The following is a 13,006-nucleotide window of genomic DNA, read 5'->3' on the forward strand; positions in this document are numbered from 1 at the left end:
TTGCGCATCCATACGTCTTCGTCGATCCTGTGGAGAACACCGAACGAGATGGAGATGCCCGACAATGACCTCGACTACGAACAACGACTCGGATCACACAGGCGATGTTGTCGTCACGGAGGGCAGACATGAGCCCTTCTCGGCCGCCATGGAAGCCCTTGTGGCCGAACGCGTTCTCGGAGATCGCCGCCACGGCGTTTCCATCTGACGACTGGACCCGACTGGACAGCAACGGTCTCTAGCGCGGGGAATACGCACGAACGAAGGCGTGCACACCGTCGATCATTGTCTGGCGAATGCCCTGAGCGTCGCGATTGGCTGGGCCGGGGTGTCGGTCGAATGCCAACAGAACAGTCAATGCGAAGAAATGCTCTGCCGCCAATTCTGGACGGTCGGTCTCTACCAACCCAACGTCCACGAAATGCCCGAGACGCTCGGCGAGGGCCAGAACAACGGCGTCCGTTGCGATGTCGTCTTCGGTCGATGGCGTACGCAGTCGTTCTTGTGCGACGAGTGCGAATCCGTCGCTGTAGTCAGCCGAACCGACAACAGATTGCCCCAAGTCGATGGCAACCTCGGTGAGCGTCTGCTGCAACTGCGGCACGGTCGTGATGAGCGCCGTGTCCGACAGATGCTTGTCGAGCGTGACCTGCACTGTCGTCAGTAGGGACTGCGAAACATCGGCGAGTATGGCCAGGAAAAGGCGGCGTTTGTCGCCGAAGTATTCGTAGACAGTCGCTTTGGACACCTTCGCACTGGACGCAACGGCATCCATGCTGACGCGATCGACTCCTTGCTGGACGAAAAGCTCGCGCGCTGCGGCGACGATCGCCGCGCGCTTGAGTGGGGATCCTTCACGGACCGGCTTCGTAGCCTTGCTGTCGTTCACCCGCGTCATCTCCTTCGAATCGGCCTGCGAAGTGAACTGTACCGTACAGTCTTGCGCTACTAAACTGAACCGTCTAGTTTAGCTGCATGACAACTTTCTCTCCCCCTTCTGCTGCGGTAACCGACCGCAGACTGAATGCCATCAGCCTGGTACTGGTCCTCGGTGCCTTCACGACGCTTCTCGACACCACGATCGTCAATATCGCTCTCGATCACCTGCATACGGCTTTCGGCGCATCGGTGGCGCAAACCCAATGGGTGACAACCGCATACCTACTCGCGTTCGTCGCGGTCATACCCGTCAGCGGATGGTTCTCCGAGAGAATCGGTTCGCGAAATGCGTGGATGGTTGCGGTCGGAACGTTCTTGGCCGGCTCGATCCTCTGCGGAGTGGTCGACTCGCTGCCGGCGCTCATCGGATTCCGAGTGCTTCAAGGAATCGGCGGAGGCATGGTTCTCCCCATCACGATCTCGATCCTCACGCGCGCGGCGGGTAAACCGCGAATCGGTCGCGCGATGATCGCAGTGGCACTGCCTGCCCAACTCGCGCCCATCCTCGGATCGGTTCTCGGAGGGCTGATTCTGCAGTCACTGCACTGGCATTGGCTCTTTTTCGTGAACGTCCCCTTCTGCCTCGCTGCGCTCGCACTGGGACCGTGGGTTCTCCCCGCCACTTCGGGCAGCCGTCATCATCGGTTCGATTCTCTCGGTTTCGCTCTCCTCACCCCAGCAATTGTCGCCATCGCCTATGGCATCAGTCAGGCACCCGAACACGGGGGATTCCTCGCCGTCGCGGCGTGGTCGCCCATCGCGGGCGGGATTGCACTACTGGCAGCATTCACGTTCCACTCCCTGCACGCCCGACGCCCGGCGCTGCTGGACGTCCGGTTGTTCACGCGACGCAGTTTCGGCTTGACCAGCATCGTCACTTTCGTCAGCGGATTTTCGGTGTATGCCGTCATGTTCTTGCTGCCGCTCTTCTATCAGCAGGTCCGTGGCGAGTCGGTGCTCGCCACCGGATTGTTGCTCATCCCGCAGGGGCTCGGAACGATGTTGTTCTTCCTCGTCCTACGCAGACTCGCTGCCGCCGTGGACGCCCGGATCGTCGTCGCCGCAGGGGTGCTCATGACGATGATCGGGATCCTGCCGTTCGCTCTCGCGGGTGCGGAAGGCGGGACTGCGTTGATGCTGGCCGGCCAGGTTTTGCAGGGTATCGGTTTCGGTGCCGCAACGTTCCCGGTGATGACCCTCGCCTTCGCGAGCCTCGGTCACGACGAAGCGCCGAGAGGCAGTGCTGCATTCAGCGTGGTCCAACGTGTTGGGGCGCCCTTCGGCGTCGCAGTCATCGCCATCATCCTCCAAAATCTGCTCAACGGTGCCACGACTCAGGCCGGCCAGCTCGCGGCCTTCGCCCATAGCTTCTGGTGGACAATAGGTTTGAGTGCTATCCCCCTAATCATCGCCTTCTTTCTGCCGGCAGCCGAAACAAGCAACGAACCGGCACCTTCTGCGTCGGTCGAGTGAAAACCCGTCAACCAACCCCGCGCCACGAAGCATCGGCGCACCCAGTCGATTCGAGGACCCCCGTGCCCCAATCACCAGCATTCATAGGAAATTTGGCACAATCGGCGTTGGGTCGACGGGCTCGCGTGCTCGACGTGAGTGCTCCGGCCCCCGGCTTCATCGAACTACAGCTGGCTGCGGACGCGCCACCGGGCGGGTGGCACCCGGGCCACGAGATCCAGTTTCGAGTGACCCCCACTCTCGGACGCCGCTACACCGTCCGAACGGTAAACAACAGCCAAGAGTTGGAACGCATCGGAATCCTCGTGGACACCACGCCATCGGGACCGGGAGCCGCATGGATCAGCCGGCTGCGGCCCGGCGACGACATGACCCTGCTGGCGGGCAGGCACCGTTCGTCGTTCAGGAATGGAACCCGACGCCTGTGTCTCGGTGACTCGTGCTCTCTCGGCACGCTCGATGCCTACGGCCAGGACAACCCAGTGGCCGACATAGTCATCGAAGTGAGAGCGAAAGCTCTCCCCTACTTGGCAATCCGATGGCCGAAGTATCGCTTCGTGCCCGCAACCGACGCACCCGGTGACGCACTGCAGTCATGGCTGGAGGCCGCCATCGTCGCCGGGGACCTCGGGCATATCAGTGGAGCCTGGCTGCTCGGCCACGCCCAATCGATCCAACGCCACAGGAAAGCACTCATCGAGGGGCTCGGCTTGGCAAGGCGCAGCGTTACTGTGCGACCGTACTGGGCCGACGGCAAGTACGGACTTTGACCGAAGGTAGCCCGGGACGCCGGCGCGGCTACCGGCCGACGCTTGCGCCGAGCAACCACTCGTCCGGGGCGAACAGTTCGCAATGGACACGCGACTTGTCGACCCCACAGTCGACGAGTTGCGAAGTGACGGCCCGCACGAAACCGATACCGCCGCAGACGAAGAACGTCGCACCCTGCGGAAGGTCGACAAGAGTGAGATCCAACCGCCCATGGTGTGCATCGGCCACATCGCCGGGCTCCTCGTACCAGAGTTCGAGGACGGCGTTCGGCAAGGCGTCGACCAGTTGTCGCTGACGCGTCCGAAGCGGATGGCTGACGGGGGTACGGTCTGCGTGGACAACCAGCACCTCGGATCGACTGTCCGCCAGAACGAGGTGTTCGAGGATCCCGTTCATCGGCGTGATGCCGATGCCGGCCGAGATCAATACGGCGGGCCCCGCAGAGATGTCGGCTGTCGGCAGATCACCGAACGGGATGCTGATGTCGACCAGGTCTCCCGGGCGTAGCGTGCTCGAGATCCAGTTCGACACTTCACCTGCCGGGCAGCCACCGCTGGCGACGACAGGCTTGACGGCGAACGTCAATTCGCCTGTGTCACTGCCGGAGATGAGGCTGTACTGGCGGATCTGTCGCGCGCCGTCGGGCAGAGTCACTCCGACCGAGACGTACCCACCCGGGTGCTCTTTTCGAAGCTCCGGCCAGTCGCCGGTCACACCGATCACCTTTACCCCGGACGGATCTTCGGTGCGCGTAGTGACGATTCCGCGGTGAAAGACCTGTCCCGCAACCACTCCCGCGCTCTCGTAAAGGCGGTTCTCGAGATCGACGAGAGTGTCGGCCATCATCCAATACACCCGGTCCCAGGCTTCCGCGACTTTAGTCGTCACTGTCTCGGCACCGAGTACGTCGACGATCGCAGCGAAGAGGTGCTCGTACACGATCGAGTACTGGTCGGCGGTAATTCCGAGAGATGCGTGCTTGTGTCCGATCCGGGACAGCATTTCGTCCGGGTGCGGCAGCGTCGGGTCCACCAGATGAGTGGCGTACGTCGCGATCGACGCGGCCAGAGCTCGTTGCTGCGCTCCCTGTGCCTGATTCCCGCGGTTGAACAGATATCGCAGCAGCTCCGGTCGTGCGGCGAACATGCGCGCATAGAAGTTTGTTGTGATGGCGTCGATATTGGCACCCACCAACGGCAACGTCGCTCTGACGACGTCGACGTGATCGGGTTGGAGCTCGTGCTCGACAGTGAGGGGACCGAACGTGGACACAGGTATTCCTTCCAATGGACCGCCGACGTCGAAATGGCAGGTCAGGGTGAGGGAAAAGCGACCATTGCGAGTGGAATGGTCGGGGACGCGGCTAGATCGTCGATCGTGTAGCGGTCGAGTTCGCCATAGAACGCTTCTTTGGCGACGGCCAGGGCATGCCGCAATCGGCAAGCGGCAAGAAGTGGGCAGGGCTGGTCCCCTACGCACTCGACGACTTCGCGATCGCCTTCGAGCTGACGGATCAGGTGGCCAACCGATATCGATCGGCCCGTGTCGGTGAGGAAGAGCCCACCGGTGCGGCCGCGCTGCGCACGGACGCAGCCCAATCCGACCAAGCGTGTAATCGCTTTCGCTACATGGTGTTCCGACGCGTTGACTCGAACTGCAATGGCTCCGGTGGTCATCCGTGGGCCGTCCGGGCCGGCGGCTGCCAGCAACATCATCGCCCGTAGGGCCAGATCGCTGAAGCGAGTCAGTTGCATGTCTACGACGGTACTCAATCCCGTACACCCGATGCGGGTTTTGGAGCGTGGGTTCAAACACCACGATCCGTGCGGTTTTTACACCTGGACATTCCTCACAACTCCGAGGCCAATTCTTCGATAATTCGCGCTGCCGGGTCAGCGGAAGCGCTGCGGTGCCCGGCACCGGCCCACAGGTTGATGCCGTGAGGGTCGTTCGCTGCGGCCTTGCGGATGCCGCCGGTCAGCGTGTTCACGGCGGGGTACTGGCGTGACGATCCTGTATCGAACCGATCGACGAACTTGTTGCGCAAGGCTCGGGCGGGACGGCCGCTGAAGGCTCGAGTGACCACCGTTTCGGTGAACCGAGGATCGACCAAGGCGGCGGCGTGGGCAGGCTTCGTCCCGGCTTCCGGCGACCGGAGCAGGGCGGTTCCGACCTGAGCCGCCACTGCCCCGTAGCCCAGGACTCGACGGACATCGGACGCGGTGGTGATCCCGCCAGCCGCCACGAGGGGAACCGACACTGCTCGGCGTATCGCAGGAATCAACTCGTCGAGGGCAATGTCCGAACTCTCGGCATCGATGCGAAAGGTCGAGCGGTGCCCGCCGGCATCGGGGCCTTGCACGCACAGGGAGTCGGCACCTGCATCGACCGCCGCGCGCGCGTCCTCTTCATCGGTGACGGTGACGGTGACGGCGCTCCCGGCGTCGTGCAGGCGGGCGATGATGTCGGCACTCGGGCACCCGAAGGTGAACGACACGACCGGGATGGCTTCGGCCACGACGATGTCGAGCTTCTCCTCCCAGTAGTCGTCGATATTCTCGGCAAGGGTGCTGTCGGCGGGGAGTTCGACGCCGAGATCATCGGCGTAGGGCTGGAGCAGCGCGCGATACCGCGCAATGTCCTCAGTGTCGACAACCTGCCCGTCCTCGGGGACGAACAGATTGACCCCGAACGTTTGTGTGCCAGCACCGCGAACGGCAACGATGTCCGCGGTCAACCTTTCCGGGGTGAGATAACCCGCGGCAAGGAACCCCAGTCCACCTGAATTCCATACTGCTGCAACCAAGTCAGGCGTCGTCGGGCCTCCCGCCATCGGCGCTCCGACGATAGGCACCTGCAACGACTCGTAACGAAACATCGAAACTCCTAGTGAAGGGTGGGGCAGTGAGTCCGAGAGTAGGAGCCATCGGCGCAGCAGGCCAATACGCCGAGCACCGGTGGATATACGCTGGACGTATGGAGGTCGAGCTGAGACACCTGCGCGCGTTGGTCGCTCTGGCGGACTGTGGCACTCACACCGCCGCAGCCGCCGAACTGCGCGTTTCGCAGCCGACACTGACGCGTTCGGTTCGTCAACTCGAACAGCGTTGCGGGCGTCGATTGATCGAGTCCCGTACTGCCGAACTGACCGAGGACGGATTGGTCGTGCTGGGGCGTGCACGCAGAATCCTGGGAGAGGTGGATTCACTGATCGCAGATCTCGACGACCACCCGGTCGTGCGGTTGGGCTTTGCATGGTTGCTCCCCGACGGATGGTTCGCTGCCACGCGTGCCTCTCTCGTACGTCAATACGCCGCGGACGTGGACGTGCGCCGCGTCGACGACCCTCTCGCAGCTCTGGATGCGCGCCACGTCGATGTGGCGCTCTACCGAAGTTGCCCACATCATTTGACCGCCGGCACGGTGACTCGTCAGGTCGGCACCGAACGACGAATTCTTGCGGTGAGCCGGTCGAACCCTTCCTTCGGTGATGCCACCGAGGTGCGGTGGGACTCGCTCCCACCCGGTCCATTGGTGGTCAACACGCTGTCCGGTTCCACAACAGCCGACTCCATTCCGGTTGCCGAAAACGGTGTACCGCGAGTGGTGATCACCTGCCGAAATTTCGAGGAGTGGCTCGAGAATATCGCTGCTGGACGCGGAATCGGCATTGTTCCGGAACTGGCCGCACGACGGATCTCTCACCCCGGACTACGGTTTCTCCCTATCGACGGCGCACCGCCGACCCAGGTGCGGCTGGCGTGGCGTGATGGACCGATGCCGCCACGAGCCGTTCGTTGGTTTCTCGACGTTGCTTTCACCGATTGGCAAAATGCTTGAACTGACCGACCGCCTTCCAGTCTGATCTCCGGGGAAGGGTTTTCCGTGCGATGATCACGGAAAGCGCGGTAGCACAGGCGAGTACGACGAACGCAATGGTGAATGCAACTCGGTAGCCATCGCCGATGACCGGCGCGACCATCAGCGGTCCTAGCATCTGCCCCAATCCATAGACGGCGGTCAGGGGTGCTGCGGAATTCGACCCGATCAGTGCTTGTCCACATTCATGGCGTGCATCGGGCAGCGTTCGCCCCGCAAGCGGGAGGGACGCCCTTCTGAAGTCACCACCCAGCACTGCGAGCACGGTGTGAATGCAGCGTCGGGCGATGAGCCACGTGGCTCCTTCAGGGACGAGAGTCGATGAGCCTGTGTACAACGCCTACCAACGCCTCGATGTGGTCGGGCGATCGGTGGTCCGTTCCGGCCGATGCTGCGGCGAAGTAGAGGCCGTCGCCCATCAGAAGGACCGCTTCTGCGACCGCCGGATCAGCGATCTGCTCGTTCAACGCATCCAACCAGGATTGCCGGATTCGCTCCAGGGTCTGCTGCGCAACCTCGTTCGCACCCTGGCTCAGCCGCATCGTGGCAACCACGGCACGATCGACAGCAGTGTCGTGGAACGTCGATGTGCGTATGTGGTAATCCGCTGGGCCCTCTGGATGCTCCCTCATCCGTCGAACATCCTCGGCCGCGAGCTCCTCCACGACACGCATCAAACCCTCCACCAAGGCTTCCTTGCTGGGGAAGTGGTACATCAAGCCGCCCTTCGAGATCCCGGCAGCAGCGGCAACCGCATCGAGGGTCGCCGCCTTCTCCCCCTGCTCCAGCACGAGCTTGACGAAAGCGTTCAACGACTTGTCACGCGCTACAGGAGGAGGAGGCACAGGGCGAGTTTACGGGCGAACGCGGCTTCGGCTTCGTTACTGCACCGTCTGGTTGGTACAGTAACGAAGTCCCGCCCAACCTCATCGGAAGACGGCACATGCCTGAACTCACAAGTCCGCCCACTCCGGGCCACCTCTCGCACGACAGAACGGCGGGGGTTCGCCAATGGTGCGCGCTCGCTGTCCTGATGCTGCCCGTGTTGATCATCGCGATCGACAACACAGTGCTGTCCTTCGCTTTACCTTCGATCGCCGAAACTCTCGAACCATCCGGCGCACAACAACTCTGGATCATCGACGCCTACCCCCTCGTCTTGGCAGGGCTGCTCGTCGCGATGGGTAGCCTGGGCGACCGAATCGGACGACGACGCTTACTGCTCATCGGCGCGACCGGCTTCGCAGCGGTATCCGTTGTTGCGGCCTACTCGCAGACGCCCGAGATGTTGATAGCCGCACGTGCCGGCCTCGGCTTTTTCGGTGCCACCTTGATGCCCGCGACCCTGTCTCTATTGCGCAATCTGTTCACCGATCGCTCCGAACGCCGTCTGGCGATCGCGATCTGGTCGGCCTCCATCGGAGCGGGTGCGGCTATGGGACCTGTCGTCGGCGGATTCTTGTTGGAGCACTTCTGGTGGGGTTCGGTGTTCTTGTTCGCGATTCCACTCCTGGTGCCGTTGCTGATACTGGCACCGGTTCTGGTACCCGAATCGAAGGACCCCGATCCTGCGCGTATCGACGGCATCAGCATCGCCCTGTCCCTACTCGCCATGACCCCGATCGTCTATGCAATCAAGGATTTGGCAAGTGGAGGAAGCTTGTTCGGCACGGCGCTACCCGCGCTGATCGGAGCACTGGCAGTCTGGATGTTCGTACGCAGGCAGCTCCGCCGACCCGACCCGATGCTCGATGTTCGCATGTTCACCGTGCCTGCCTTCGCCGGCGCAGTGTTGGTCAACCTGCTCGCGATATTCGCGCTCGTCGGATTCTTGTATTTCGTATCGCAACACCTTCAGCTCGTCGTCGGGTTGAGCCCGATGCAAGCTGGGCTCCGCTTGCTGCCCGGCATTCTGGCGATGATCACCGCAGGCCTCCTGGCAGTCGTACTGGCACGAATGCTGCGGCCTGCCATGATCATCTCGGGCGGAATGATGTTGGCGGCGTTCGGATACGCAACGATCGCGGTGTTCGCCGAGCCGACATCGGTGTGGTCCTTCGTCGCGGCGTTCGCGGCCCTCGGAGCAGGTATCGGAGTCGCAGAGACCATCTCGAACGACATGATCTTGTCCACAGCTCCCCCGGAAAAGGCCGGTGCCGCGGCCGCTATTTCCGAGACGGCCTACGAGCTCGGTGCCGTCACCGGTACGTCCGTGCTCGGTGCAATCCTGTTGGCGCAGTACCGTGCCAATGTCGTCACGCCCGAGAACGCCGGTTTCGACACTTCCGCGGCGCGAGAAACCCTCGGCGGTGCCCAAGCCGTAGCGGACCGACTGCCGGCCGAACAGGCCAGTGGATTGCTCGACTCGGCTGCAGACGCCTTCACCAGTGGCGTGACCATCACGTCTGGTATCGCCGCATGCTTGATGGTCGTCGCAGGCGGCGCCTCCTGGCTGATCATGCGGAAGATCCCAGCAGGCCAACGCGACGGCTCCGGTGATCACGCCGACATCGAGGTACACGAAACCAACCGGGCAACCTGACACCGTCGGTCGAACTCGAAGTTGTGGACGGAATCCGGCCGAAATCCATCCACAACTTCGAGTCCGGCAGAGAGCTACTTGGACAATTGACGTCGCAGGAGTTCCGCGCCAGCGGTGAGCGCGACCATCTTGTCTCGTGCGACGCGTCGGTCGAGTGGCGCCATACCGCAATTCGTACTTGGGTAGAGCTTGTCTGCGTCGACGAACGGAAGTGCGCGACTGAGGGTTTCAGCGACTTCTTCGACAGTCTCGACGGTGTCGCTTGCTACATCGATCGCACCCAGCATGACCTTCTTACCTCGAAGCAGTTCGATCAAGTCGATAGGTACGCGCGAATTGTGACTCTCCAGTGACACGATGTCGATCGAAGACTGTTGCAACAGTGGGAATGACCGTTCGTACTGGCGCCACTCGGCCCCGAGAGTTGCCTTCCAGTCGGTGTTGGCTTTGATGCCGTAGCCGTAACAGATGTGTACGGCTGTTTCGCAATTCAGCCCTTCGATTGCACGCTCGAGTGTCGCGATTCCCCAGTCTTCGAGCTCGTCGAAAAACACGTTGAATGCGGGCTCGTCGATCTGAATGATGTCGACGCCTACCGCTTCCAAGTCTTTTGCCTCTTGGTTCAGAAGAGTCGCGAACTCCCATGCCAGCTTCTCGCGACTCTTGTAATGGTCGTCGTAGAGCGTGTCGATCATTGTCATAGGGCCAGGCAGTGCCCATTTGATCGGCTGGTCGGTCACTGCTCGAAGGCGCGTCGCATCTGCGGCAAACACTGATTGTTCGCGGCTCACCGCACCGACAACCGTCGGAACGCTCGCATCGTATCGGTCCCGAATTCGCACAGTTTCGCGTCGATCGAAGTCGACACCCTCGAGATGCTCGATGAACGTGGTCACGAAGTGCTGACGCGTTTGTTCACCATCGCTGATGATGTCGAGACCGGCACGACGCTGCTCATCAGCTGCGAGCGCCTGAGCGTCGAGTCTTCCTTCGCGCAGTTCGTCGTCTGGTAATTTCCACGGCGACCAGAGCTTCTTCGGCTCACAGAGCCACGAGGGCTTGGGTAGGCTTCCGACGATCGAGGTGGGCAGGAGTGGGAACATCTCTTATACCTTTCGGTCTCGCTCGGTCAGGCGCATCGATCGGTAGCCCACCGCTTCAGGACTGACCCATACGGTTGCATCAGATTCACGTCGGCGAACTCTGCCTGTGTCGTCGCAAGTCGATTGCGCTCGACACGGTCGTAGCTCACCTGCGGAAGTGAATAGTTTTCGTTGTCGAGACTCGGCTGGTAGACCTCCGAGGCAGCAGTATTCGCGTTGTAGATTTCAGGCCGATAGATTTTTTGGAAAGTCTCCATCGTCGCGATCGTGCCCGCGAGTGCCAGGACCGAATAGTCGTTGAGCAAGTCACCGCAGTGGTAGAACGCCAAGGGAGCGACGGATCCCTTGGGCATGAAGTAGCGAACCCCGAGACCCATTTTTCCGAAGTACTGATCGGTGATCGAGGTGTCCTCTGCCCCGTATTCGAGCCCGAGGACCGGGTGATGATTCGTGAGGCGACGGTAGGTACTGGAAGTCGACACACTGATACAGATGACAGGTGGTTGCGAGAACCGTTCACGGTACTCGGGCGAATCGACAAAACGCTGAAAGACCTGACCATGTACATCGCCGAAGTCGTTCGGAATTCCCGTCGCTCGGTGCTTCGGGAGCTGAACAACGAAATCGTGGTCGCGAATGTATGAGGAGAAGTTGTTTCCGACGATGCCCTCTGTGCGGGTGCCGGTAGTGGTATCGACTATTCCGACATCGAGAATTTCGATTACCGGAAATGCGGCGTCGGCCCCGACGGATACTAGTTGCAGATCCACCGAGATGATGTCGAGTTCGAGTGCGTAGCGGTCACCACGTGGATTGTCCCAGTGAACCACCTCGTTGAGACGGGTGTTCATCATCGTCACCGCGTTACGCAAGTTCTGTCGACCATCCTCGCCGCGTGCAAGATTCGCAAAGTTGGTCGTGCGACGCGAGTTCGTCGACGGGGTGTAATCCTCGCCGAAGCGCGTCGTGCTGATGCTGAAAGTGCAGTCGTTCCTCATGCTGATTAGTAACCCCAATCACGTGCGGTGAATGTGGTGACGAACGCGTCACCACACGGGTTCACTGCCTGAGCCCTCGCAACACTTCGACCGAGTTACTCGATGGTCGGGCCGATTTCTCAGGTCCATAGAACCGGGAGGCAGCTGTCCGAAGCGGCCTGAGCATCAGCCTAAATCGACCAGTCGACATAGCCTAATCACTCTCGATTATGGCTGGCCATAGGCAATGGCTATGTCAATAAGTCGACGCCGAAACCAGACACGACGTCGCGCATCTCCGCCACGAAGCGCTGAGCCTGGACGGTCAAAGACACCGAGGCATGACCGATCCAACCGATCTCGATGCGATCGTCGACATCGAGCGGAACAGCGACGATGGACGGATCGAGATCATCCGAGACAATGCCGGTGGAGATCGTGTATCCGCCCAGACCGATCATGAGGTTGAAGATGGTGGCACGATCGCTCACCCGGATTTCTTGTTTGGACGAACGGGTGGAGAGTATTTCTTCGGAGAGGTAGAAGGAATTGTTCGCGCCCTGGTCGAACGTGAGACGCGGAAATTCTTCGAGATCACTCTGCTCCACACTCTTTCGCCCCGCCAGGGGATTCGTGCGAGCGATGAAAATATGCGGCGATGCCAGAAACAGCGGCGTGAAAACAAGACCCGCTTCGCGAATCAGCTTGTCGATCACGCTTGCATTGAACTCGTTGCGATAGAGGACACCGAGTTCACTGCGGAGCGTGCGGACATCCTCGATGATTTCCCACGTACGGGTCTCTCGAAGACTGAACGAATACTCCGGAGCCTCAGAGGCTTTCACCATGCGGACGAAAGCGTCGACGACGAATGAGTAGTGCTGAGTCGAGACGGCCAAGAGTCGGCGAGCGGGCCCGCGGCCGAGGTACCGCTGTTCCAAGAGTTCTGATTGCTCGACCACCTGGCGCGCGTAGCCGAGAAATTCGGTTCCATCCTCCGTGAGTGTCACCCCACGGGTCGAGCGAACGAAGAGGGTCCGACCCACGCGACGTTCCAGGTCTTTCAATGCGGCCGACATGGTCGGTTGCGCGATGTAGAGCAAGTCCGCCGCGGCACTGATGGACCCCTCGGCGGCCACTTCTACGAAGTAGCGCAACTGCTGAAGGGTAATGCCTCGCACCGTGCCCGTGACGTCCCGTGCCATGACAGAAATCATCGCACTTGTTCATCTCTCCGCACCCGAGCCGTCGAAAGCGGGCTCGATCCAGCGACCAGGTCGAGAACAGCGGCCACCCGACGTGCAGTGGGGAATCGGACCAAC

General features: G+C 61.3%; 13 protein-coding genes. 5 read left to right on the plus strand and 8 right to left on the minus strand.

From position 1 onward, the window contains the following. Positions 1-64 precede the first annotated feature (64 nt). A complete protein-coding gene (locus tag CH281_RS26905; RefSeq protein ID WP_155289472.1) occupies positions 65-208 on the plus strand; it encodes a hypothetical protein in 144 nt (47 codons plus the stop codon). A gap of 30 nt (positions 209-238) precedes the next feature. Here the strand turns inward: CH281_RS26905 and CH281_RS14910 are convergent, their stop codons facing one another. Further along, complete coding sequence (locus CH281_RS14910) at positions 239-889, minus strand: TetR/AcrR family transcriptional regulator (protein ID WP_256983578.1); 651 nt, start codon at positions 887-889, stop codon at positions 239-241. An 86-nt stretch (positions 890-975) separates the two neighbouring features. Here CH281_RS14910 and CH281_RS14915 point away from each other — a divergent pair, with 86 nt between their 5' ends. Continuing rightward, on the plus strand, positions 976-2,412 hold the full coding sequence (locus CH281_RS14915) for an MDR family MFS transporter (protein WP_094694681.1): 1,437 nt from the start codon (positions 976-978) through the stop codon (positions 2,410-2,412). A gap of 134 nt (positions 2,413-2,546) precedes the next feature. Further along, complete coding sequence (locus CH281_RS14920; protein WP_200937324.1) at positions 2,547-3,182, plus strand: hypothetical protein; 636 nt, start codon at positions 2,547-2,549, stop codon at positions 3,180-3,182. Positions 3,183-3,210: 28 nt separating this feature from the next. Here CH281_RS14920 and CH281_RS14925 read toward each other — a convergent pair whose 3' ends face one another. From CH281_RS14925 to CH281_RS14935, 3 genes are all read right to left on the minus strand, one after another. Next, complete coding sequence (locus CH281_RS14925; protein ID WP_057473790.1) at positions 3,211-4,455, minus strand: globin domain-containing protein; 1,245 nt, start codon at positions 4,453-4,455, stop codon at positions 3,211-3,213. Positions 4,456-4,496: 41 nt separating this feature from the next. Continuing rightward, positions 4,497-4,937: an RrF2 family transcriptional regulator gene (locus CH281_RS14930; RefSeq protein ID WP_048319493.1), complete on the minus strand. Its 441-nt coding sequence runs from the start codon at positions 4,935-4,937 to the stop codon at positions 4,497-4,499. Between the two features lie 95 nt (positions 4,938-5,032). Beyond that, a complete protein-coding gene (locus CH281_RS14935; RefSeq protein WP_094694683.1) occupies positions 5,033-6,061 on the minus strand; it encodes a nitronate monooxygenase in 1,029 nt (342 codons plus the stop codon). Between the two features lie 26 nt (positions 6,062-6,087). On the opposite strand from CH281_RS14935, the gene CH281_RS14940 reads away from it, so the two are divergent. Next, a complete protein-coding gene (locus CH281_RS14940) occupies positions 6,088-7,023 on the plus strand; it encodes a LysR family transcriptional regulator (protein ID WP_256983579.1) in 936 nt (311 codons plus the stop codon). 344 nt (positions 7,024-7,367) lie between these two features. On the opposite strand, the gene CH281_RS14950 is transcribed toward CH281_RS14940, so the two are convergent. Then, positions 7,368-7,907 carry a TetR/AcrR family transcriptional regulator gene (locus CH281_RS14950; protein ID WP_032393227.1) on the minus strand — a complete coding sequence of 180 codons (540 nt, stop codon included), beginning with the start codon at positions 7,905-7,907 and terminating at the stop codon, positions 7,368-7,370. 98 nt (positions 7,908-8,005) lie between these two features. On the opposite strand from CH281_RS14950, the gene CH281_RS14955 reads away from it, so the two are divergent. Continuing rightward, a complete protein-coding gene (locus CH281_RS14955; protein ID WP_094694687.1) occupies positions 8,006-9,604 on the plus strand; it encodes an MFS transporter in 1,599 nt (532 codons plus the stop codon). 74 nt (positions 9,605-9,678) lie between these two features. Here CH281_RS14955 and CH281_RS14960 read toward each other — a convergent pair whose 3' ends face one another. The 3 genes from CH281_RS14960 to CH281_RS14970 form a co-directional block, all read right to left on the minus strand. Beyond that, positions 9,679-10,707 (minus strand): methionine synthase, encoded by a 1,029-nt coding sequence (locus CH281_RS14960; RefSeq protein WP_094694689.1) that lies wholly within the window; start codon positions 10,705-10,707, stop codon positions 9,679-9,681. Positions 10,708-10,733: 26 nt separating this feature from the next. Further along, positions 10,734-11,705 carry a putative oxygenase MesX gene (locus CH281_RS14965; RefSeq protein ID WP_094694691.1) on the minus strand — a complete coding sequence of 324 codons (972 nt, stop codon included), beginning with the start codon at positions 11,703-11,705 and terminating at the stop codon, positions 10,734-10,736. Positions 11,706-11,935: 230 nt separating this feature from the next. Then, positions 11,936-12,889: a LysR family transcriptional regulator gene (locus CH281_RS14970; protein WP_094694817.1), complete on the minus strand. Its 954-nt coding sequence runs from the start codon at positions 12,887-12,889 to the stop codon at positions 11,936-11,938. Between the last annotated feature and the right edge of the window lie 117 nt (positions 12,890-13,006).

Origin of the sequence: Rhodococcus sp. 06-221-2 (assembly GCF_002258365.1) — a bacterium.
GTDB lineage: Bacteria > Actinomycetota > Actinomycetes > Mycobacteriales > Mycobacteriaceae > Rhodococcoides > Rhodococcoides fascians.

Coding starts and splice junctions, on each gene's coding strand:
- CH281_RS14955 (WP_094694687.1), top strand. CDS start 8,006: ATGCCTGAACTCACAAGTCCGCCCACTCCGGGCCACCTCTCGCACGAC.
- CH281_RS14915 (WP_094694681.1), top strand. CDS start 976: ATGACAACTTTCTCTCCCCCTTCTGCTGCGGTAACCGACCGCAGACTG.
- CH281_RS14965 (WP_094694691.1), bottom strand. CDS start 11,705: ATGAGGAACGACTGCACTTTCAGCATCAGCACGACGCGCTTCGGCGAG.
- CH281_RS26905 (WP_155289472.1), top strand. CDS start 65: ATGACCTCGACTACGAACAACGACTCGGATCACACAGGCGATGTTGTC.
- CH281_RS14935 (WP_094694683.1), bottom strand. CDS start 6,061: ATGTTTCGTTACGAGTCGTTGCAGGTGCCTATCGTCGGAGCGCCGATG.
- CH281_RS14970 (WP_094694817.1), bottom strand. CDS start 12,889: ATGGCACGGGACGTCACGGGCACGGTGCGAGGCATTACCCTTCAGCAG.
- CH281_RS14960 (WP_094694689.1), bottom strand. CDS start 10,707: ATGTTCCCACTCCTGCCCACCTCGATCGTCGGAAGCCTACCCAAGCCC.
- CH281_RS14930 (WP_048319493.1), bottom strand. CDS start 4,937: ATGCAACTGACTCGCTTCAGCGATCTGGCCCTACGGGCGATGATGTTG.